This is a genomic window from Streptomyces sp. NPDC050508 (assembly GCF_040655155.1).
Lineage (GTDB): Bacteria > Actinomycetota > Actinomycetes > Streptomycetales > Streptomycetaceae > Streptomyces.
Genome location: NZ_JBFAJJ010000001.1, coordinates 322,271 through 343,108, shown reverse-complemented (window position 1 = coordinate 343,108; position 20,838 = coordinate 322,271). Strand labels below are relative to the sequence as shown.

Here is a 20,838-nt window from a genome sequence, read left to right as displayed (position 1 = left end):
ACGGTCCCTCCGGCTCAGGCGGTGGCTGCGGCAGCGGCGTAGCGGTTGGCGGGGCGGGCGAGCCCCAGCAGTCCGCGCAGGGTGTCGGCCTCGTAGGCCTGGCGGAAGGCGCCCCGGCGCTGGAGTTCGGGGACCAGGCCCTGCGTGATCGCCCGGAGGTCGTGTCCGGCGACGGCGGGCCGCAGTCGGAAGCCGGTCAGGCCGGCCGACTGCAACTCTTGGAGCAGGTCGGCGAGTTGGGCGGGTGTACCGGTGAAGATGCGGGCGTCGCTGGTGTACGGCTGCCCCACGAGGGCGTCGAGGCGTTCGCGGCGGGCCACCGCCGTCGCCTCGTCGTCGTCGAGGAAGACCATCAAGTCGCCGAAGACGTGCAGGAGTTCGTCGGCGCGGCCCGCGGCCTGCTGCTCGGCGCGGATCTCCGCGACGATCGCCCGCGCGTCGTCGGTGTCGTGCGGGGTGACGTAGCCGACGTCGGTGGCACGGGCCACCAGCCGGTACGGGATCGTCTGGTGGGCCAGCGAGCTGACGACCGGCTGGCCCTGCGGCGGCCGGGGTGTGATGGAGGGGCCCTTGACGCTGAAGTGCCGGCCCTCGAAGTCGACGTAGTGCAGCTTGTCGCGGTCGACGAAGCGGCCGGTGGCGATGTCCCGGATCTCGGCGTCGTCCTCCCAGCTGTCCCAGAGGCGGCGCACGACCTCGATGTAGTCGGCGGCCTCGTCGAAGTGCTCGGCGAGGCGCTCTTGTCCGGCCGGGGTCCGGAGTTCTTCCAGGTTGATCGGCGGGAAGGTGCGGCGACCGAAGTGGTCGGCCTCGTGCGGGCGGGCGGAGAGTTGCACGCGCAGGCCCGCGCGACCGGTGCTCACGTAGTCGAGGGTGGCGATCGCCTTGGATATGTGGAACGGCTCTGTGTGCGTGGACACCACCGTCGGGACCAGACCTATGTGGCTGGTGAGCGGTGCGATGCGGGCCGCGATGAGTACGGCGTCGAGGCGTCCGCGGACCTGGTCGGTGCGGCCGTCCAGCTCGCCGTAGTGCGAGGACTGAAGGCCGAGGCCGTCCTCGAAGGTCACGAAGTCGAGCAGACCGCGCTCCGCCTCGGCGACCAGGTCGGCCCAGTAGCCGGCGGTGAACAGGTCCCGGGGCCGGGCCACCGGCTCGCGCCAGGAGGCCGGGTGCCAGCCGGTGCCGTCGAGGGCTACGGCGAGGTGGAGGGGGGTGGAGCTGGTTGGGGACACGGTGGTGCCTTCCTGGAGATCCGTACGAGATCGCCGACCCGTTCAGATGCGGGTACAGCGGTTGAGGCAACGGGTCAGGAGCAACAGAGCGCGCCGGCCACGCGCAGCAGGTCGATGTGCTGCCGCGTGGTGAGGCGTACGGGAAGGATGGATGCGCCACACATGTGCTCCACCTCCACGGAATCCGGCTTCATAGGGGGCAACGGCACGGCTATGCCGTTTCTTCCTGATCGGCGGCGGCAATCGGGCCGGTGCGCCGGACGAGCGAGAAGACCGTGCGGGCGCGCAGCGTGAAGCCGATCGACTCGTACAGCCGGATCGCGTTGGTGTTGGTGGCCGCGGCGTGCAGGAAGGGGTGCTCGCCGCGTTCCTTGATGCCGGCGGCGACCGCGCGGACCAGGCGGGTGGCCAGGCCCCGGCCGCGGTGGTCGGGGTCGGTGCACACGGCGCTGATCTCGGTCCAGCCGGGTGGGTGGAGGCGTTCGCCGGCCAGGGCGACGAGCCGGCCCTCGTGGCGGATGCCGAGGTAGGTGCCCAGTTCGACGGTGCGCGGCAGGTAGGGGCCGGGTTCGGTGCGGGCGACCAGGTCGAGGATCTCGGGTACGTCGTCGGGGCCGAGGCGTACGGCCTCGGGGTCGGGCTCGGCCCGTAGCCCGGTGTCCACGAGTTGGACACCCTGGCCGGAGCGGACGATCTCCCAGCCGTCCGGGACCTCGCTCACGCCGCGCACCGCGGCGGTGCCGCCGGGGCCGACGAGAGTGGCCAGGTCCGCCCAGGCGCGCGGGTCGTCATTGTCGGTGATGGCGTTGAAGGCGGCCACGTCGACGGGGTAGCGGGCGGCTCGGCCGACGCGCTCGGCGAAGTGGGCGTGCGGGCCGGTGAGCGCGGCCCAGGCCGGGTTGTCCAGAACGTGGGACGTGGACGTGGTGGTTTCGATACTGGCGATGGAAGACATCGGGTGACGGCTCCGGTACTGGTCGCACGGGCGGGGACCCCGCTGCGACGCGGCGAGGTCCCCTTGCTGAGAGGGTGGGTCAGGAGTCGCTGAGCGGCAGTCCGGGCGGGTTGACCTCGGACTTGGCGACGGCCTCGTCGGAGAGGTTCCAGGCGGCGAGCCACTTGGCGTACTGCCCGTTCTTGATCAGGTAGTTGATGGCGTCCGCGAGGGGCTTGGCGAGGCCGCTGTCCTTCTTCGCGGTGGCCGCGATCAGGCCCTGGAGGGAGGATCCGGCGCCGGAGTACGTGCCGCCGCTGCGGATCGCCTTCGCCGTGCCCTTGGTCGAGGAGACCTGGTAGGCGACCGAGGGGTTCGGGGCGAGGTAGGCGTCGATCTTCCCGGAGGCCAGCGCGAGGTAGGTGCTGTTGTTGTCCTGGAAGTACTTGACGGTGAGCGCCTTCTTGCCTTCGGCGGCCAGCTTCTTCTTCCACTCCAGGAGGATCCGCTCCTGGTTGGTGCCCGCGCCCACGGCGACTGTCTTGCCGGCGAGGTTCTCGTAATTGCCGTCGAAGTTCCAGGTGTTGCTCGCCTTCACCGCGAAGCCGAGGTTGTCCTCACGGTAGGAGGCGAACTCGTACTTCGCCTTGCGCTCCTCGGTGTCGGTGACGTTGGAGAAGGCGACCTGGACCTTGCCGCTGTCCAGGCCGATGAAGAGGTTCTCCCAAGTGGAGTTCTTCAGCTCCGGCTTGAGGCCGAGGACCGCGGCGACCAGGCGGCTGATGTCGGCCTCGGAACCGGTGAGGGTCTTCTGGTCCGAGCCGACGTAGCCGAGCGGCGGGGAGCCGGCGGGCAGGAAGCCGACGCCGATCTCCAACGTGCCGCTCTTTGCTATGGACTTGGGCAACTCGGCGCTGATCGACTTCACTTCGGCGACCTTGAGCGTGGCCTGCTTGGCGGCGCCGTTGGAGAGAGCACCCACGGTGACCGTGCCGGAGGCGGCGCTGCCGGTGGTGGTGGCCGCGTCACTGTCGCCGCCGCAGGCCGCGAGACCGCCGGCGAGGGAGGCGAGGACGGTTCCCGCGGTGAGTCCGCGAGTGAGTCTGCTGCGAAGGCTGGGCGTAGACATGGCTGTTCCTAGGCTCGGTGTTCGGGGCTGGTGGAGGTGGGAGTGCGGGGCTGCTGAAAGGGGAAGTGCGGGTGCGGCTCAGAGGACCTTGCTGAGGAAGTCCCTGGTCCGCTCGTGCTGTGGCTTGTCGAGGACCTCGTGGGGCGGGCCCTGCTCCACGATCTTTCCGCCGTCGATGAAGACGACCCGGTCGGCGACCTCGCGGGCAAAGCCGATCTCGTGGGTGACGATGACGAGGGTGGTGCCGCTGGTCGCCAAGTCCTTGATGACGGCGAGGACTTCGCCGACGAGTTCGGGGTCGAGGGCGGAGGTCGGTTCGTCGAAGAGGATGACGCCGGGGCGCAGGGCGAGGGCGCGTGCGATGGCCACGCGCTGCTGCTGGCCGCCGGAGAGCTGCCTCGGGTAGGCGCCGGTCTTCTCGGCGAGTCCGACGCGGCCGAGCAACTCCCGGGCCAGTTCGAGGGCTTCGGGCTTGCCGAGCCGTCCGGTGGCGACCGGTGCCGCGGCGACGTTGTCGAGGACGGTCAGGTGCGGGAAGAGGTTGAAGTTCTGGAAGACGAACCCGATCCGGCTGCGCTGCGCGAGGATGGCCCGGTCGCTCAACTCCTTGAGCCGTCCGCCCTGTTGCTTCACCCCGATCAGTTCGCCGTTGACGCTGACGTAGCCGATCTCGGGCTTCTCCAGGTGGTTGATGACCCGCAGCAGCGTGGACTTGCCGGACCCGGACGGGCCGAGGATCACGGTGACCTCGCCGGGCCGTACGGTCAGGTCGACGCCGTCCAACACCCGGTGGGCGCCGTACCACTTGTGGACGTCGTGCACTCCTACGGCGGCGGGTGTGATGTCCGCCAGCGGTTCGACGGTGTTCGTGGTCATACGGCGGCCTCCCTGCGGATGCGGGCCCGCAGGTCGGTGACACCGGTGCGGAGTTTCTGGATCGGGGTCGGCGGCAGGGAGCGGGTGGCGCCCCGGGCGTAGTGCCGCTCGACGTAGAACTGGATGACGGACACGACGCTGGTGAGGATCAGGTACCAGACGGTGACGACCAGGAGCAGCGGCACGATGTCGCCGGGGTAGGTGGAGCCCATCGTCTGCGCGGAGCCGAACAGGTCGAGCAGCGAGACGTAGAAGACCAGTGAGGTGCTCTTGATCAGGCCGATCAGCTGGTTGACGTAGTTCGGGGTGATGGAGCGCAGCGCCTGCGGGAAGACGACTCTGCGGAACTGGTAGCCCTTGGGGAGGCCGAGTGCGGAGGCCGCCTCGTGCTGGCCCTGGTCGACGGAGAGGATGCCGCCGCGGACCACTTCGGCCGCGTAGGCCGCTTCGTTGAGGCTGAGGCCGATGACGGCGACGGCCATGTCGGTGGCGAGCTTCGACTCGTCGAAGGAGAAGAAGGCGGGGCCGAAGGGGACGCCGATGCTGAGCGTTTGATAGAGGGCGCTGAAGTTGTAAAGGAAGATCAGGACCACGATGAGCGGGATCGAGCGCAGTGCCCACACGTAAGTCCAGCTCGTCGCGCGCAGCACGGGGCTCTTGGAGAGTCGGGCCAGGGCTAGCAGGATGCCGCCGAGGAGGCCCAACACCGCGCTCAGTGCGGCCACTTCGAGGGTGATGACGAGTCCGTCGAGGATCGTCGGGCGCAGGAACCAGTAGCCGAAGCGGCTCCACTGGTAGAAGGGGTTGGTCGCCAGGCCGTGGACGAACTGGGCGACCAGCACCAGCACGACCAGGGTGACGATCCACCGGCCGGGCCGGCGCAGCAGCTGAACTCGCTGTGCGGTGAGGGGTTTTGACAGTGTGTCGGCAGGCGGCTGCGGTGCCTCGGTGAGGGACACGGCGGCGCCAGGGGGTTCACTCATGAAGGGCTCCGGCGGGAGGGGGAACCCCGGACCACGGCACCTGGGCGTGACGGAGGAGACGCTCACGGCGAGGAACGCACGGACCGGGGGCTGGAAAGAACCAACAGAAAGAGCTGGAGAAGCTCTTGGAGGAAGTCGTCAGCCTCGACAGCGGGCGCAGCCCGGTGCGGTACACAGTGCGCTGTTGACGCGCAGGAGATCGACGGCGCGGTTCTCGACGAGCGGGTTCGCGTACGGCAGTACGCAGCCGTGGAAGCGGCGTGCCGCCGTCCTCGAAGCTGCGTACATGTCCGTCACCGTTGCCGTTCCGGCCCTGATGGGCCTCGCGATCACTGAAGCGGTAGTAAGTCAGGTGCTTGTTCGAAAGTCAACGACCGTCCACCAGCTGGACGGCCCGGCAGCCCGCTCAGCTGCGGCAAGCTCCCGTTTCGTCCGCCGCGTGGGCCGCCCAGTCCAGGATCTGGACAGCGGCGCCGGCGGCCTCCAGGCCCCGGCAGTGGGCGTGGTGACGGCGTGCGATGCCGTCGAGGTCGAGGTGGGTGCCGAAGGCCGGGTGGGCGGCGAGGCGGCGGGCGTAGGCCCACAGGTGGGGGTGGTCGGCGATGCGCTGCACGGCGGCGGCGTCCAGGTGGTTGCGGTGCACGGTGTCGAGTTGGACCAGTGACACCCACAACTCGACGTCGGCGGCGGTGAGTTCGTCGCGAATCATGTGCTCGCGGCCGTCCAGCCAGCGGTCCAGCGAACCCAGCGTCTCCAGCAGCCGGCCGAGCGCTTCGTCGCGTTCCGCCTGCTCGACACCGGCCGCACCGGCGCGCTGCGCGGCGTCCTCGATGCCCTGCGCGCACAGCCGCTCGACGGCCTCGATCTCCGACTCGGCGCCGCACGGGTACAACTGGGGTCCGCCCTCGCCGAAGTGCCGGGCGAGGTCGCGCGTGATGTCGGGGGCGTGGGTGCTGACGATCCGGCCGGACCAGTCGTCGCTGAGCACCGGCGCGGCGGCCGGTCCGGAGTAGCGGTGCGCGCTCGCCTCGTAGAGCGGGCGCAGCGCGGAGTGTCCACCACTCGGACAGTCGGGCACGGCGGACAGGAACACGGCCGGACAGCTCTCGTCGAGACCGAGGAGGCTGTGGGTGACGGCGATGCGCAGGCCGTCGGCGCAGGCGGTGGACAGATGGAGGCGGTAGCGGCGCGGCACGGCGTAGTGCCCGCTGCGCGCGTCGCTGCCGATCCGGCCCCGGAACGTGGGGGCGGACCGGGGTGAGGGGATGGCGGCGAGAGGCGTACTGGACGTGCTGGACATGGGACTCCCCGGGTACGGGCGCGTGGACGTACGCGCGGCGGAAGCGTCGTCGAGCGGTGGTCGGGGGCTCAGCGCAGAGGGCTGAGCGCGCTGCAGACCCGCAGCAGGTCGATGTGACGGCGGGAGGTCAGAAGAGGCGAACGGCCCACGCGACTGGTGGTGACCGGCTCAAGGCGCCCCATGTTTCCCTACCTGTTCACTAGGATTCCCTACTGAAGTGTCGATCCACCGCCACCCGAGGTCAAGAGGGCGTCCACGGGTCGGGCACCGGTGCCCGACCCGTGGACGTTCCGTGCCGCTACTTCGCGTACATCAGGGTGCCGAAGCCGAGCTGGTCGTAGCCGCCGCTGTCGGAGCCGTAGTCACCTCCCCCGCCCTCGGGCGCGACGAGGTTGTAGTACATGGCCGAGATGTACTTGTCGTCGAGGCTGATGCGCCGGTTGTAGTGGAAGTGGAGCATCGCCCACACCGGGCGGATCTGACCGCGCGAGGCGGAGGAGATCACCGTCTGGGACGACTGGGCACAGCTCTGCCCGGTGCCCCAGGTGTAGGTGGTGTAGGGCACGTCGCTGCCGCTGTTGTACTTCGCGACGTACTGGGCGGCCTTCATGAAGCGACGGCTGTCGTACGAGTACAGGTCGTCGCCCTGGTTCCAGGCCATCTCGCAGATCGCGCCCATCTGGCCCATGCCCATCACGGTGTGGCCCTGGTCGCGGCCGGACTCCTGCCACTGGCCGAGGGCGTAGCCGTCGGAGTCGGTGTACAGGTACGGCACCGCGTGCGCGATCGAGCCGTTGCCCGCACCCGACTTGAAGTACGTGACGGCCTGGTCGTACTTGGCGGAGTCCTCGTTGAGGATGCCGATGGCCAGGATCGAGGCCATGTTGCAGAGGTCCCAGTTGGCCCAGTAGTTGGTGATGCAGGCGTCGTTGTGGTTGGTGAGGAAGCTGTTGTTGAGCGGGTAGAAGACGTTCGCCAGCATCTGCTGAGCGGCGGCCAGGTTGAAGCCGCTGTAGTCCCGCATCAGTTCGCAGGCGTTGGCGAACTGCCAGCCGTAGAGGCCGGCCGCGAGGAATCGGTCGGCGTTTCCGGTGACCGAAGTCAGCGTGGTCGACCAGGCGTTGAGAATGTTCGCGGCGCACACGGCGTTCGCCTCGGTGCCGCCGACCTTCCAGCGCAGGGCGTTCTGGTAGGCGGCGGCGATGTCGTTGTAGAGCAGGCTGTAGTTCTGGCCGTCGCCACCGCGGATGATCGTCGCCGTTGCCCGGTTCGTCCAGGTGGACTGGGAGTGGGAGTTCGCAGTCAGCTTGTTCCAGCCGGACAGCCAGGGGTCGGTTCCCGCCGCGACCCTGACCTTGGCACGGTTGATGTCTCCGGCGTTGTGCAGCATGCCGGGATGGGTGAACGTGGCCGGGGCCGCGTGCGCGGCGGTGGCCACAGTGGCGCCGCCGAGGGCGACGGCTGCGGTGAGCCCACCGGCGGTCTTCAACAGACCGCGGCGGCTCAACTCGGTTCTGCGGAGGTGCTCGTGGGGGGAAGTGCGGCTCATTGCAGTGCATCTCCAATCCATGACGGATCAGGTGGGCGTGATGCTCACCTCGTCGAACTCGGTGGTACAGCGGACCAGTTGGCTGCGCGAGCAGACCACCAGCCCGACGTAGTAGGGGGCGTCACCGAAGCCGGGGATCTCTCCGTCGGCGAGGGGGGTCCAGGTGACGCCGTCATCGGTGGACAGCGCTGCGCTGAAGGCGGTCCCGGCGCGCTTCAGCCGCAGCAGGGCGGGGAGGGTGACAGCGGCTCCGCCGGTGAAGGCGGAGGCACCGGCCACGGTCTTGCGGAGCATGAGCTGGGCGCTGGTCCCGCCGGTGACGATCGCTCCGGCGGCCTGGTCGAACGGCGACAGGGACTTCGCCATGAGCAGCCCCACCCGGTCGGCCGTGGCGCCGGTCCGGGAGACGATCCGGGCGACGACCTCGCAGTCACCGCTGACGGGTTGCCGTACGAACTGCCCTGTCATTCCCTGGCCGTTGGCGTTCAGGTCGACGCCCGCTCCCCGCACGGTGAAGGTCCCGCCGTCGTACGACGTGCTGCCCGGCGTGGTGATCGCCACCACGCCCAGCGTCCCGAAGGCACGGTCGTCGAGCACGGTGTCGCCGAGATCGCCGTACGTCCACGGCGCGGGCGGCGCGGTGCCGACCGTGAGGGCGAGGGTGCCGGTCGCCGTCCCGGAGGCGTTGGCCGCGGTCGTCGCGACCGTGAACTCGCCTGCCTCCATGGGGGTTCCGGAGATCAGGCCGGTGCGCCGGTCGATACGGAGACCGGCGGGCAGTCCGTCGGCGGTGAACCGTACGGGCTCGTGCGAGGCTCCCAGCAGATACCGGAAGACGGCCCCTCGGTTCGTGAACGCGCCGGCGGCTGAGGCGAGTTGAGGCTGCGCCGGGGTCGGCATCACAGCCTGCGCCGGCGTCGAACGCGGCCCGCGGCCACCGGCGTTGGTCTTCGCGACTGTGTAGTGGTACGTCGTTCCCGGCGTCCCCGTCGCGTCGGTGTACCGGATGCGGGTGCCGAAGCCGACCGGGCCGACGTGGGTGGCGACGGTCTCGTACGGTCCGCCGGAGCGCGTGGCTCGCAGCACCGTGTACTCGGCGGAGAGGTCCGAGTCGGTCCAGGCCAACTCGACGGCGTCGGTGCCGGTTTCGGCCCGTAGGTCGGTGGCGCTGCGCGCGGGGCGAGGCGCACGCCAGACCGTGCCGGACGAGGACGTCACGCTGACGTTGTCGAAGGCGCCGGTTCCGGTCTCGGCGTAGTCCTGGTCGACGCCGAGGCAGGAGGTGAGGGCGAGGCCCGCGTACGCGGTGCGGCCCAACTCCACCTCGGTGGAGCCGACTTCGGTCCAGTGGATGCCGTCCGGCGAGATGGCGCCGGTGCAGCGCGCGCCCATGCGGGTCACGCGTACCCAGTAGGGCGCCCGCAGCCGGTAGCCGTCGCCCGCGCCCTCGACGTACGGCGCCTCCAGCGGTGTCGCCGACTCGGGCAGCGTGCCGAGGTTGGAGATCGGGAACGCCGCGTTCACAGTGATCGCCTGCTGCTGGGAGGGCGGTACAGGCGTGCTGCCGGTCGCGGAGATCTCCGCACCGGTCGACGGGCGTACCGTCCACACGCCGCTCCACGTGTGCAGCGGCAGCCCCTGGATCAGCATCGAGGCGTGCGCCGCGTCCGCGTCGAGGGAAGCCCGGACGGTGACGCCGATCTTGGAGTACTGCGAACTGAGCGGCCACACGATCCGCGCGGTGACCGTGCCGTCGCCGCGCAGCGGGAGGTTGACGAGACGGTAGGTGTCGGCGGTGCCGCTCGCCTCCAGGACGAAGCTCTCGCCGTCGAAGGCGGCGGAACCCGGGATCTTCACGTCACCCACGTCCCGGGTCGACCAGGGGCCGGGGAGACCGGCGGAGGCTACCGCCCAGGCCGAACTGCCGCTCCTACCAAGGCTGTTGGCGGCAGCCACCGTGTAGTAGTACGTCCGCCCGGAGTGCACGTTCCGGTCGGTGTACGTCGGCCGGTCGACGCCGGAGGCGATCTTCTCGTAGCGGCCGTCCACGTCGGTCGCCCGTAGGACCGTGTAGGAGTCGGCCCAGGTCGACGGCAGCCAAGTCACCGTGACGGAACGGTCGTTGCCCACCGCTGTGACTCCGGCCGGTGGTGTCGGCACGGTCGGCGAGGGGGCGGTGGCGCCGGCGTAGGCGAAGGTGCCCCAGCTCGGCAGGTCGTCGTTGCTGCCCTCGACGACCCGGGCTCCGCCGGTGCCGCGGAAGACCGCGTTCTTCGTGTACGGGGTGTCCAGGCCGCGCACACCGGCGTAATGCGCGTACGCCATCTCGTAGATGGGCGGCAGAGTGCCGCGCGAGATGGCTGAGACGGACAGCTTGATGTACTTGCCGGTGCGGTCGAGGCCGGGGACGAAGGGTACGTCGCCGCCGAGGTTGTAGCGGGCGGCGTATTCGACGTTGGCGAGGATGCGGTTGTCGTCGAAGCCCCAGAGGTCGACGCCCTGGTTCCACGCGACCTGCGCGGCGTCCGCCAACAGGCCGACCGCGAGCTGTTCGTGGCCCTGGTCCCGGCCGCTCTCCTGGCCCTGGCCGGCGTCGGTGACGATGCGGTGGAGGACGCTGCCGTTGCCCGCGCCGGCCGCGGCGAAGCGGAGCGCGTCGTAGAAAAGGGTGGGTTCCTCGCAGAACACGCCTATGGCCAGCAGGGATTGAAGGGACGTCAGGTCCCAGTTGCCGTTGGCGTAGAGCATGTAACCGGACAGGGCCGGGTACCAGACGCGGAGGAAGGACTCCTCGCAGCGCGCGATGTCGGCGGCGGTCCAGCCGTCGTAGCCGGTGTGGCGGAGGAGTTCGGCGGCGTTGGCGAACTTGAAGGCCTGGAGGCCCGCGCCGAGCGGTCCGTCGGCTCCGGTGATGGCGGTGAGCGAGGCGGACCAGGCGTTGAGGATGTCGCGGGCCTTGTCGGCGTGTGCGGTGTCTCCGGTGACGGACCAGATGAGGGCGTTCTGGTAGGCGGCGGCCGAGTCGGCGACGGCCTGGTTCTGGTAGTTGGCGGGGCCGCGGCCCCAGGTGGTGATCTGACCGGTGTTCTGGACGGCGTACGAGGACGAGGAGCGGGCGTGGGCCGCGAGCGCCAAGTAGCCGTCGTATACCGGGGATTGCTTGGCGGCGACCGCTGCCTTCATGCGGGCGAGGTCATCGGCGGTGTGCAGCAGGCCGGGGTGGGAGAAGGTCACCTCGGTGTCCCCCGGGGCCGCTGCTGCCCGGCCGGGCACGAGCAGTCCACTCGCGCCCGACGTCAGGAGCAGGGCCGCGGCACCGCCGAGGAAGCCCCGGCGGCTGAGCGGACCCGATGTAGTCGACTGCGGCTCGGCAACAGCGCCCCGAAGGAGCGCGGGGCTGTATTCATCAGCGGCTGCGCCGCGGAGCGCGCCCAGCCACGACGGCGCCGCAGCCGACCGACAGCCCCTCCCTGCCCTTCCAGCGGAGCGCTTCGTCATGACGCGGCGGCCGCCTCGGCCTCGGCGGTCGTGAGGAACTTCAGGTTGGTGACGTGCTCGTTGTAGAACCACTGGATCTCGTCGGTCGTGTAGTACCAGCTCGGCTTCTTCATCGAGTCGGCGACGACCAGCCCGTTGATCACCAGGTTCTCGAACGTGACGTTGTTGATGGCGTGTTCGGCGTCGTAGCCGAGGAAGAGGGACGGGTTGGCGCGGGTGCCCGTGTAGCTGAGGTTCTTGACGTACACGTCCTCGATGCCGCGGCCGACCGAGGTGTTGTACTTCGTGTTGAACATGACCTTCATGTAAATGACCTGGCCCCAGCGGAAGTCCTCGATCCGGACGTCCTCGATGCGCACGTTCTTGATCAGGTTGGAGTCGCCGGGGTTGAGGGCGATGCAGCCCTGGTAGTTCATCTGGGGTTCGCGGTGGTCCAGGATGTCGATGTTCTTGATGACGAGATTCTCGATCACCTCGGGAGCGTCGGTGTTGCCGTGCGTGCCGACGTTGATCGGGTGGGCGACGTCCGCCCACAGGGTGCAGTTCTTGACGGTGATGTCACGCGTGTCGCCGTAGTAGTCCCAGCGATGGCAGTAAATGGCGATGCAGTCGTCGGAGTTGCGCATGAAGCAGCCGTCGAAGGTGATCCCGGTCGAGGAGAAGACGTCGAAGCCGTCGCCGTTGCCCTTCGAACTGAACGCGCGCGCCTTGGTGATGTGGACGTTCTCGCTCTCGGCGAAGGTGCCCGCGTAGCCGGCCGGGTTGAGGATGATGACGTCCTGGATCCGGATGTTCTTGCTGCCCTCGCTGAGGATGGCGCCGCCGGGGTTGTTGTAGAGCACCCCGCGCCCGATGAGGCGGGACTTCTCCACGTTCTTGAAGTAGACCTGCGCGGTCAGGACGGCGCCGCCCGCGAGGTAGACGGTCTTGCCGCTGGGGACGGTGAGGACGTTGCCGGTGACGGTGTGGACGCCGGGGCCGAAGTAGAGGACGTTCGGGTCGTCGGCGGACGGGACGTGGTGCTCGACGCGGTTGGTGATCAGGTGCAGGGCGTCGAATGTCTCGTCGTTGATCTGTACGACGACGTCCTTCGGCTCGTCGAGGGTGAACCGCAGGGTGTCACCGAGGAGTTCGGGCGTGATGCCCAGCGCGTCCGGTCTCACCCGGGCCTTGGTGGTACCGCCCTTGAGGTAGGTCACCTCGATCTCGACCGAGCCGTTGAAGTCGAAGTACGCCATCGAGGAGTTGTAGACCTTCCCCGACCCGGTGTTGGCGTTGATCTCCTCGAACTGCGGCCGGTAGATGTCGAGGGTCTGCCAGACGCCGTCGGGGGCGGTGCGGACCCGCACCTGGAAGCTGGTGTTGGTCGGCATGGTCGCCGGGCGCGGGTAAGTGACCAGCTTGGGGCCGGAGTTGTCGCCGCCGGAGGCGTGGGCCGCCGTCGCGGTCAGTCCGGAAAGGCCGGCGGCGAGCGCGGTGGCACCGGCGGCTTGGAGGGCCGTACGGCGGGACAGGGGCGTGTTCATACCTACTCCTTGCAACAGGGCGAAAACAGGGACTACTTCAGGCCGCTGGTCGACATCCCGGCGACGAACCCGCGCTGGGCGACGAGGAAGATCAGGAGGATGGGGACGACGTACATCACGGAGGCGGCGGCCTGGAGGTCGGCGACCGGGGTGCCGGCCGAGGTGACGTAGGTGGACATGACGGCGACCGCGAGGGTCGTTCGGTCGGTGGAGAGCAGGAGTTGGGGGGCTATGTAGTCACCCCAGGTCCAGGTGAAGGCGATCACGAAGCTCGCACTGAGGACCGGCCAGGACTGCGGCAGGAAGATCCGCCAGAAGATGGTGGCCCAGCCGCAGCCGTCGACGATCGCGGCCTCCTCCAACTCCCTCGGCAGGCCCGCGAAGAACTGCCGGAAGAGGAAGACGAGATACGGCGTGGCGGCCAGTCCCCACAGCACCCACGGCCAGTAGGTGTCGACCATGCCGAGCTTGGCGAAGATCAGGTAGGTCGGCAGCAGGGTGATCATCTGGGGCAGCATCATCGAGCCGAGCAGGATGCCGAAGAGCGTCTTCTTGCCGGGGGCGGAGAGACGGGCGAAGCCGAAGCCGACCCAGGCGGAGCTGAGGGTGACGAGGGTGGCGTAAATGGTCGCGATGATCAGGGAGTTGCGGGCGTAGCCGAGGAAGTCGATGAGCCGGTAGGCGTCGGTGAAGTTGTGCCACTGGATGTGCTGGGGCAGCCAGTGCACGGGTGAGGCGGCGAGTTCGGCCGGGGTCTTCAGTCCGGCGAGGACGAGCCAGCCGAAGGGGCCGAGGAACAGGCCCGTGAGGGCGACGAGGACGGTGTAGAGGATCAGGCGGTTGACCCGCAGGCGGACCGGGGGCTTCGCGAACGGGCTGGTGACGCTCACTTGTTGGCCTCCGGGTCGACGTTGTAGAAGACCACGCCGGACGTGAACCTGAAGATGAGTCCGGTCACGACGAGGATCAGGACGAAGAGCACCCACAGGAGCGCGGAGGCGTAGCCGTAGCGGCCGAGCGCGAAGTACTCCGCGAACACATGCATCATGTAGAGGTAGTTGGAGTGCGGGATCGCGGTGACGCCGCCCGTGGTGCCGTCGGGTGCCAGCAGCAGGGGCATGATGGTCTGCACCGAGGCGATCACGCCGGTCACGGTCTGGAAGAGCAGGACCGGGGACAGCAGCGGCACGGTGATGCTGCGGAAGGTCCGCCAGGCGCTCGCGCCGTCGATGCGGGCCGCCTCGTGGAGTTCGCGGGGTACGTCCTGGAGCCCGGCCAGCGAGATGATCATGACGTTTCCGGCGGTCCACAGCACGCTCATCAGCAGCACGTAGCGGGCGTAGGGATCGGCCAGCCAGCCCAGGGCGTTGACGCCGAAGACGTTCAACACCCCGTTGGCGGCACCGGAGTTCTGGTCGAAGAGCTGCTTGAAGGCGATACCCGCGCCGACCGGCGGTACCACAGCGGGCAGATAGAGCAGGGTGCGGAACAGCCCGCGTGCCTTGAGCGGCCGGTTGACCAGCACCGCGAGCCCGAGCCCCGCCGCGATCGACAGCGGCACGGAGGTCACCGCGAACAGGCCCGTGCGGCCCAGTGCGGCCCAGGTCACCGAGTCGGAGAACAGCTCGCGGTAGTTGCCGAGGCCGACGTAGCGCCAGTGCGGCGAGATGCCGTCGAACGTGGTGAAGCTCAGCCACAGCGCGTAGGCCATGGGGAGGACGGTCAGCAGCAGGAAGCCGATGATCCACGGCGAGGTGAACGTGTAGAACGCGCGGTGTCTGCGGCCGGTCGCCGTGGTCCTCGGCTGCCGGACCGCCCGCGCCCGCTCGCCGCTCGTGGTCGCGCCCGACGGGCCCGTGACCGAGGTGATCTGATCGACCGTCATCCCACTTGCTCCTTACCGCGCTTGAGCTGCTCGTTCATGGACGAGTTCAGTCGGCCCGCGAGGGTGTCGACGGAGATCCCGCCCGACATGGCGGCGGGGGCGGCCTGGTTGAAGAGGGCGGCGAGCGCGTCGGCCGAGGCGTACGGCGTGAAGGCGGTCACCGAGAAGTGCTTCAGCTCGGCCTCCTGTACCCGCAATGCCCGTTTCTGGTACGACTCCTGACTGGGCATCAGGGGCCGCAGGGACTTCAGGCTCGGGATGCCCCAGCCGCTCGACGCGCGCTCCTTGGCCGGTGCCTCGCCGAAGAACCACTCGAAGACGCGCCAGGCCGCGTCCTTGTTCTGGGCCTTCTTCGGCATCCACAGGCCGGTGCCGCCCTGGCAGGGGCTCAGGCGCGGGCCGCCCTCGAAGACCGGGGCGGGGGCGAGCCGGGACACCTGTGCCAGCTTCTTGTCGGTGTCGATCATGCCGCCGAGCCAGTAGCCGCTGCCCGTCATGGCCATCCGGCCGGCCTGATAGGTGGGCCCGTCCCAGCCGTTCGGGTCGGGCTGGATCAGGCTCGGGCCGACCTTGGCCCGGCAGTAGTCGATGTACCAGGCGAGTGCCTTGCGGGCCTCGGGGGCGGTGAAGTCGACGCGGGAGAAGTCGTCGCTGAACAGGCTGCCACCGGCGGCGGCCGTCAACCCGGCAAGCAGACCTGGGGCGTTGAGCCCGTTGTAGCTGCCGCCGAAGACGGTCGTCTGCCCGTTCTTACGCTGGGTGAGCCGCTTGGCGTCCTCCAACCACTGTTCGTAGGTGACCGGTTGGGTCTCCGGCGGGTAGGCGACGCCCGCCTTGTCGAAGTGCGCGGTGTTGTACCAGTACATGGAGTCCTGGGAGAAGTCCTTCGCCATGCCGTAGCGCGGGCCCTTGCCCTGGGTGTGGCCGTCGTAGCGCCACAGGTCGTTGACCGGATCGAGGTCGTCGGCCTTGAGGACGCTGCTTCCGGCGAAGTACGGGTCGAGGTTCTCGGCGACGTCCCGGGCCACGAAGTACGGGGCGTCCACGGCGCCGACGCCGCGCACCAGGTCCGGTGGGGCGCCGGTGGTCATCATCGCGATCAGTTTGGTGAGGTCGTAGCGCACCAGGTGGATCTTGATGCCGATGTCCTTGTGGGCCTGCGTGACCTGGTCGGTGGTGATGTCCCCGTCCTTGGCCATCACCGTGACGGTCTCGCCCGCCCCGCTCACCCCGGTCGACACCTGGAGGGCGCAGCCGCCGAGTGCCACCGTGCCGACCGCCGCACCGGCCCCCGAGAGGGCGAGAAATCGTCGGCGGCTCAGGGGCGCACCAGCACGTGGGTGCATGACCGCACCACCTCCAATAGAAACCGGTTGTCACGCGTTGGGGCAGAGCTTCTTCCGGCTCGGAAACGGCGTCAAGACCTTGGGCGAACTTTCGAAAAGACTGGGCAAGCTCACGGACACGGCAACGTAACGCGTCTCGCCAGAAACCGGTTGCCAGAGGGCTGTCGCCGCTTGACTCCTGTCGCGAAAGGGGTCAAAGTTCACTGTATACGTCGTAAACGTACGATGTCTGGCAGTGAGGAGCCGGACTGATGAGTCCGCCGTCGACCATCCTCGTCACTGGCGGAGCCGGTTTCATCGGGAGTCATGCCTGTGTCGAACTGCTCGACCACGGCTACGAGTTGATCGTGGTCGACGACTACTCCAGCAGCACGCCGCAGGCCTTCGCCCGGGTCGAACGGATCGCCGGCCGCTTCGCCGGTGCCGTCTACGAACTGGACGTCCGTGACCGGCCCGCCCTCTCGGCCGTCTTCGACCGCCATCCCGTCGACGCCGTCCTGCACTTCGCCGCGTACAAGGCCGCGGGTCCCTCGACCCGAAGGCCCGTCGAGTACTACGACACCAACGTCGGCGGCACGACCGCCCTGTTGCGGACCATGCACGAGCACGGCGTGCACCAGCTCGTGTTCTCCTCCACCGCCGCGCTCTACGGCGACGCCGGAAACGGCCCGCTCGACGAAGCCACCCCGGCCCGGCCCGGCAACCCGTACGCGGCCTCCAAGTGGATCTGCGAGCACATACTCGCCGACGTCTGCCGCAGGTGCCCCGAATACACCGTGCTGTGCCTGCGCTGCTTCAACCCGGCCGGTGCCCACCCCAGCGGGCTGCTCGGCGAGGACCCCCGCGGCACACCCGGCAACCTGCTGCCGTACGTGGCACAGGTCGCCGTCGGCCGACGGGAACGGCTCCCCGTGTTCGGCGCCGACTACCCCACGCGGGACGGCACCGGGATCCGCGACTACCTGCACATCATGGACACCGTCGAGGCCCACCGCATCGCGCTCGACCACCTGGCCGACGAGCCGGGCCTGCATGTGTACAACCTGGGGGCCGGCCGGGGCAGTTCGGTCCTCGATGTCGTCGCCGCGTTCTCCGCGGCATGCGGCCGTCCCGTTCCGTACGAGGTCGTGCCGCGCCGCCCGGGCGACGTGCCCGAGCTCGTGGCCGACGCGAGCGCGGTGGCGCGCGCCTGGGGCTGGCGGCCCACCCGGGACCTGACCGACATCTGCCGCGACGCCTGGCGCTTCCAGCGGCTCAACCCGCACGGCTACACCGACTCCGCGCGCCGGCCGAACACGAAGCCATGAGGCGCGCGGCCGAACACGGAACAGCGGGGCGGACGGTCCCTCGGTGACGAGATGCAGCCCGGCGCTCGCCGTGCCTACGCTTTGTACCTGTATCTCATCATTGACGAGTCGTTCGCGGCCCGGTGACCTCCGACTCGGGGAGGCGCTCGCCCTTGCATCTGGCTCACCGGTTGATGGCCGTGTACATCACGCTGGTCCTGGTCGTCACCGGCCTGTACATGTCCATCCCGGAGGCGCGCACACCGCTCTGGGCCGTGATCGGACTGAGTGGCGTCGTCGCCGTACTCACCGGCGCGCGCATCCACCGGCCCGCGCACCGTTGGCCCTGGTGGGCGCTGGCCGGCGGACTGCTGACCTTCATCGCGGGCGACACCTCCTACAACGTGCTGGAGGAGTACTTTCACGCGTCAAATCCGTTCCCCTCCCCTGCGGACGCGTGCTACCTCGCCACCTATCCGCTCTTCGCGGCGGGCCTCTTCGGTCTGGTCCGGTACCGCTGGGCGGACCGTGACCTGCCCAGCCTGCTGGACGCGCTGATCATCACCGCCGGCCTGGCCCTGCCGGTCTGGGTGTATCTGGTGCAGCCGCTGACCCAGGTGGAGGGCCTGACCTGGCAGCAGCGGGCCATCAGCATCGCCTATCCGCTCGGCGACGTCCTGGTGCTGGCCATGCTGGCCAGGCTGCTCACCCCCAGCCCGGTCTCCGGCCGCAACCGCGCCGTGCAGTTGCTGGTCCTGGGCACCCTCACCCTGCTCGGCTTCGACATCGCGTACGGAATCCTGCAGCTGAACAACCTGTGGCAGGCCGGCACGCTGCTGGACTCCGGCTGGATCGTCTTCTACACGGCCTGGGGACTGGCCGCGCTGCATCCCTCCATGGCGGAGCTGACCGCGCCGGAGTCCCCACCGGAATCCGTGCTTCCGCCCCAGCGGTGGCGGCTGCTGCTGCTCACCGGGGCCACCCTGATCGCGCCCACGATCCTGCTCTACGAGGGGCATGCGGGCAATGTGCGGGACGCGACCGTGCTCGCCGTCTTCTCGTGTCTCCTGTTCCTGCTGGTGATCCTGCGGCTCGCGGGCATGGTCGTGGCCCATCGCAAGGCGGTGACCCGTGAGCTGGCGCTGCGGGCGGCGACCGCCTCCCTGGTGGCGGCGGCACGGCCGCAGGAGATAGAGCAGACCTGCGCCTCGGCGGTGAGCGCACTGTTCGGACCGGGGATCGAGCACAGCAGCACGGTGCTGTCGGCGGAACACGCCCAGGATCTCTACGCGCTGCTCGACCGGTCCTTCGGCCGGGACGGCGCCGGCCGGACCGCTCTCGCCCTGCACCGCACGCTCATGGTTCCCACCGCCGCGCTCGGGCCGGAGACGGCCCGCGGACTCGACGGCCTGCCGTCCGCCCTGGTGTGCCCCATGGTCCAGCCCAGCCGGCCGGCCGGTGGCGAGCCGCCGGGCGTGCTGCTCGCGGCGGGGCCCGAACGCCGGCTCGGCGAGATGCGCGGCACGCTGGAGATCCTGGCCTCGCACGCGGGCCTGGCGACGGAACGCATCGCGCTGCGGCAGGAGATCAGCCGCAAGGAGAGCGAGGCGTACTTCCGCACCCTGGTGCGCAACGCTTCGGACGTCATTCTCATCGTCGACGACGACTGGACCGTCCGGTACGCCAGCCCGTCCGCCGAGGCCGTGTTCGGCAGCGCCCGGCTCAGCGGTACGGCACTGCGGGACCTGCTGGATCCACGGGACCGCGAGCGGGCGGACCGGACGCTCAAGGACCTGTGCGAGGACCGGCGGGAGGAGGCCCACGACCACTGGTGGGTGCTGCGGGACAGCGCTCGTATCGAGGTGGAGGTGCGCTGCCGCGACCTGCGGCAGGACAAGACCGTGGGCGGGCTGGTGGTGACCCTCCGGGACGTGACCGAACAGCGGCAGCTGGAGCACGAGCTGACCCAGCGGGCCTTCCACGACTCGCTGACCGGACTGCCCAACCGGACGCTGCTCCTGGAGCGCACCGAGCGCGCACTGCTGCGCGGTCGACGGGAGCCGGCACTCACCTGCCTGCTCTTCGTCGATCTGGACGACTTCAAGATCGTCAACGACACGCTGGGCCACTCGGTCGGCGACCGGCTCCTTCGCGCGGTCGGTGCGCGTCTGTCGGAGACGCTGCGCCGCACGGACACCGCGGCGCGGCTCGGTGGTGACGAGTTCGCGGTGCTGATGGAGGACGCCAGGCAGCCCCTGGACGCCGAGTTGCTGGCCGCCCAGGTGATCCAGACTCTCAACCGGCCCTTCCAGCTGGCCGACGACTCGGTGAGCGTCTCCGCCAGCGTGGGCGTGGCCACGGCGATGGACAGCACCGACGCCGAGGATCTGCTGGCCCATGCCGATCTGGCGCTGTACGCGGCCAAGGCCGCCGGAAAGCGCCAGTGGCGTCGCTTCCAGCCCCAGCTGCGCGAGCGGATGGCGGCGCGGCACGATCTGCAGGCGCGGCTGGACACCGCGATCGCCAGGGAGGAGTTCGCGCTGCGCTACCAGCCCGTTGTGGACATCACCGCGGACGAGGTGGTCGGCTTCGAGGCGCTGGCCCGCTGGCCGCACCCCCGGCGGGGTCTGGTGCCGCCCTGCCAGTTCATCCCGCTCGCCGAGGAGACCGGGCAGATCACACCGCTGGGCGCCTGGGTGCTGCGGAACGCCACGTCCGACATGGCGCGGCTGCAGCACGGCAGCCGGTGTGCGGCACCGCCGTACATCAGTGTCAACGTGTCCGCACGGCAGTGGCGGGACACGGGGTTTCTGGACGAGGTGCGCCGGGCCCTCGACACCCCGGGGCTGGTCCCGGGGTCGCTGCAGTTGGAGCTCACCGAGTCGGTGCTGATGCAGCGGGACGACCATATCGACGCGCTCACCCGGGAGTTGAAGGGGCTGGGCGTGCGGATCGCGGTGGACGATTTCGGGACCGGGTACTCCTCGCTACGCTATCTCCGGGAATTCCCCATCGACGTACTCAAGATCGACAAGACGTTCATCGACGACATCCCGCAGGATCCCAGGCAGGTGGCGCTCGTCGAGGGAATCGTCCACATCGCCGACACGCTCGGACTTCAGGTGATCGCCGAGGGCATCGAGGAGCCGGCGCAGCGGGAGCTTCTGGCCGGTATCGGCTGCCGGTTCGGGCAGGGGTATCTGTTCGCGCGGCCGATGACGGTGGAGCAGGGCGAACAGGTCCTGCGGCGGCACGACCAGCGGCACCACGGCCGCTGAGAAGGAGCAACCG

General features: G+C 69.4%; 17 protein-coding genes. 2 read left to right on the top strand and 15 right to left on the bottom strand.

Features of this window, described 5'->3' with window-relative positions; genetic code table 11:
- Positions 1-14 precede the first annotated feature (14 nt).
- From AB0I69_RS01545 to AB0I69_RS01475, 15 genes are all read right to left on the bottom strand, one after another.
- Positions 15-1,235, bottom strand: a complete 1,221-nt coding sequence (locus AB0I69_RS01545; RefSeq protein WP_363093437.1) for an LLM class flavin-dependent oxidoreductase — start codon at positions 1,233-1,235, stop codon at positions 15-17.
- 74 nt (positions 1,236-1,309) lie between these two features.
- Positions 1,310-1,399 (bottom strand): putative leader peptide, encoded by a 90-nt coding sequence (locus tag AB0I69_RS01540; RefSeq protein ID WP_363093436.1) that lies wholly within the window; start codon positions 1,397-1,399, stop codon positions 1,310-1,312.
- 47 nt (positions 1,400-1,446) lie between these two features.
- Positions 1,447-2,190 carry a GNAT family N-acetyltransferase gene (locus tag AB0I69_RS01535; RefSeq protein ID WP_363093435.1) on the bottom strand — a complete coding sequence of 248 codons (744 nt, stop codon included), beginning with the start codon at positions 2,188-2,190 and terminating at the stop codon, positions 1,447-1,449.
- Between the two features lie 79 nt (positions 2,191-2,269).
- Entirely contained in the window at positions 2,270-3,298 is a 1,029-nt protein-coding gene (locus AB0I69_RS01530; RefSeq protein WP_363093434.1) for an ABC transporter substrate-binding protein, read from the bottom strand.
- 78 nt (positions 3,299-3,376) lie between these two features.
- Positions 3,377-4,174, bottom strand: a complete 798-nt coding sequence (locus AB0I69_RS01525; RefSeq protein WP_363093432.1) for an amino acid ABC transporter ATP-binding protein — start codon at positions 4,172-4,174, stop codon at positions 3,377-3,379.
- A complete protein-coding gene (locus tag AB0I69_RS01520; RefSeq protein ID WP_363093431.1) occupies positions 4,171-5,157 on the bottom strand; it encodes an amino acid ABC transporter permease in 987 nt (328 codons plus the stop codon). The genes AB0I69_RS01525 and AB0I69_RS01520 overlap by 4 nt, the downstream gene beginning before the upstream one ends.
- 138 nt (positions 5,158-5,295) lie before the next feature.
- Positions 5,296-5,445 carry a hypothetical protein gene (locus AB0I69_RS01515; protein WP_363093430.1) on the bottom strand — a complete coding sequence of 50 codons (150 nt, stop codon included), beginning with the start codon at positions 5,443-5,445 and terminating at the stop codon, positions 5,296-5,298.
- Between the two features lie 118 nt (positions 5,446-5,563).
- Complete coding sequence (locus tag AB0I69_RS01510) at positions 5,564-6,457, bottom strand: glutathione S-transferase C-terminal domain-containing protein (protein WP_363093429.1); 894 nt, start codon at positions 6,455-6,457, stop codon at positions 5,564-5,566.
- A 68-nt stretch (positions 6,458-6,525) separates the two neighbouring features.
- Positions 6,526-6,639, bottom strand: a complete 114-nt coding sequence (locus AB0I69_RS01505; protein WP_363093428.1) for a putative leader peptide — start codon at positions 6,637-6,639, stop codon at positions 6,526-6,528.
- Positions 6,640-6,755: 116 nt separating this feature from the next.
- Positions 6,756-8,006: an alginate lyase family protein gene (locus AB0I69_RS01500; protein WP_363093427.1), complete on the bottom strand. Its 1,251-nt coding sequence runs from the start codon at positions 8,004-8,006 to the stop codon at positions 6,756-6,758.
- Positions 8,007-8,033: 27 nt separating this feature from the next.
- Positions 8,034-11,279, bottom strand: coding sequence for an alginate lyase family protein (locus AB0I69_RS01495; protein ID WP_363093426.1), 3,246 nt, complete (start codon positions 11,277-11,279; stop codon positions 8,034-8,036).
- Between the two features lie 221 nt (positions 11,280-11,500).
- Positions 11,501-13,030 carry a glycosyl hydrolase family 28 protein gene (locus AB0I69_RS01490; protein ID WP_363093425.1) on the bottom strand — a complete coding sequence of 510 codons (1,530 nt, stop codon included), beginning with the start codon at positions 13,028-13,030 and terminating at the stop codon, positions 11,501-11,503.
- 32 nt (positions 13,031-13,062) lie between these two features.
- On the bottom strand, positions 13,063-13,920 hold the full coding sequence (locus tag AB0I69_RS01485) for a carbohydrate ABC transporter permease (protein ID WP_363093424.1): 858 nt from the start codon (positions 13,918-13,920) through the stop codon (positions 13,063-13,065).
- A complete protein-coding gene (locus AB0I69_RS01480; protein ID WP_363093423.1) occupies positions 13,917-14,915 on the bottom strand; it encodes a sugar ABC transporter permease in 999 nt (332 codons plus the stop codon). Before AB0I69_RS01480 ends, AB0I69_RS01485 begins: the two co-directional genes overlap by 4 nt.
- Positions 14,912-16,261, bottom strand: coding sequence for an extracellular solute-binding protein (locus tag AB0I69_RS01475; RefSeq protein ID WP_363093421.1), 1,350 nt, complete (start codon positions 16,259-16,261; stop codon positions 14,912-14,914). Before AB0I69_RS01475 ends, AB0I69_RS01480 begins: the two co-directional genes overlap by 4 nt.
- A gap of 251 nt (positions 16,262-16,512) precedes the next feature.
- Between AB0I69_RS01475 and galE the strand changes: the two genes are divergently transcribed.
- Together galE and AB0I69_RS01465 are read left to right on the top strand one after the other, a co-directional pair.
- On the top strand, positions 16,513-17,568 hold the full coding sequence (galE, locus tag AB0I69_RS01470) for a UDP-glucose 4-epimerase GalE (protein ID WP_363093420.1): 1,056 nt from the start codon (positions 16,513-16,515) through the stop codon (positions 17,566-17,568).
- Between the two features lie 152 nt (positions 17,569-17,720).
- Complete coding sequence (locus AB0I69_RS01465) at positions 17,721-20,825, top strand: EAL domain-containing protein (RefSeq protein WP_363093419.1); 3,105 nt, start codon at positions 17,721-17,723, stop codon at positions 20,823-20,825.
- Positions 20,826-20,838 lie beyond the last annotated feature (13 nt).

Bases quoted from the DNA above. Each gene is read 5' to 3' on its own strand.
- AB0I69_RS01540 (WP_363093436.1), bottom strand. From the start codon at position 1,399: ATGTGTGGCGCATCCATCCTTCCCGTACGCCTCACCACGCGGCAGCAC.
- AB0I69_RS01535 (WP_363093435.1), bottom strand. From the start codon at position 2,190: ATGTCTTCCATCGCCAGTATCGAAACCACCACGTCCACGTCCCACGTT.
- AB0I69_RS01505 (WP_363093428.1), bottom strand. From the start codon at position 6,639: ATGGGGCGCCTTGAGCCGGTCACCACCAGTCGCGTGGGCCGTTCGCCT.
- AB0I69_RS01475 (WP_363093421.1), bottom strand. From the start codon at position 16,261: ATGCACCCACGTGCTGGTGCGCCCCTGAGCCGCCGACGATTTCTCGCC.
- AB0I69_RS01530 (WP_363093434.1), bottom strand. From the start codon at position 3,298: ATGTCTACGCCCAGCCTTCGCAGCAGACTCACTCGCGGACTCACCGCG.
- AB0I69_RS01490 (WP_363093425.1), bottom strand. From the start codon at position 13,030: ATGAACACGCCCCTGTCCCGCCGTACGGCCCTCCAAGCCGCCGGTGCC.
- AB0I69_RS01510 (WP_363093429.1), bottom strand. From the start codon at position 6,457: ATGTCCAGCACGTCCAGTACGCCTCTCGCCGCCATCCCCTCACCCCGG.
- galE (WP_363093420.1), top strand. From the start codon at position 16,513: ATGAGTCCGCCGTCGACCATCCTCGTCACTGGCGGAGCCGGTTTCATC.
- AB0I69_RS01525 (WP_363093432.1), bottom strand. From the start codon at position 4,174: ATGACCACGAACACCGTCGAACCGCTGGCGGACATCACACCCGCCGCC.
- AB0I69_RS01480 (WP_363093423.1), bottom strand. From the start codon at position 14,915: ATGACGGTCGATCAGATCACCTCGGTCACGGGCCCGTCGGGCGCGACC.
- AB0I69_RS01520 (WP_363093431.1), bottom strand. From the start codon at position 5,157: ATGAGTGAACCCCCTGGCGCCGCCGTGTCCCTCACCGAGGCACCGCAG.
- AB0I69_RS01515 (WP_363093430.1), bottom strand. From the start codon at position 5,445: ATGTACGCAGCTTCGAGGACGGCGGCACGCCGCTTCCACGGCTGCGTA.
- AB0I69_RS01500 (WP_363093427.1), bottom strand. From the start codon at position 8,006: ATGAGCCGCACTTCCCCCCACGAGCACCTCCGCAGAACCGAGTTGAGC.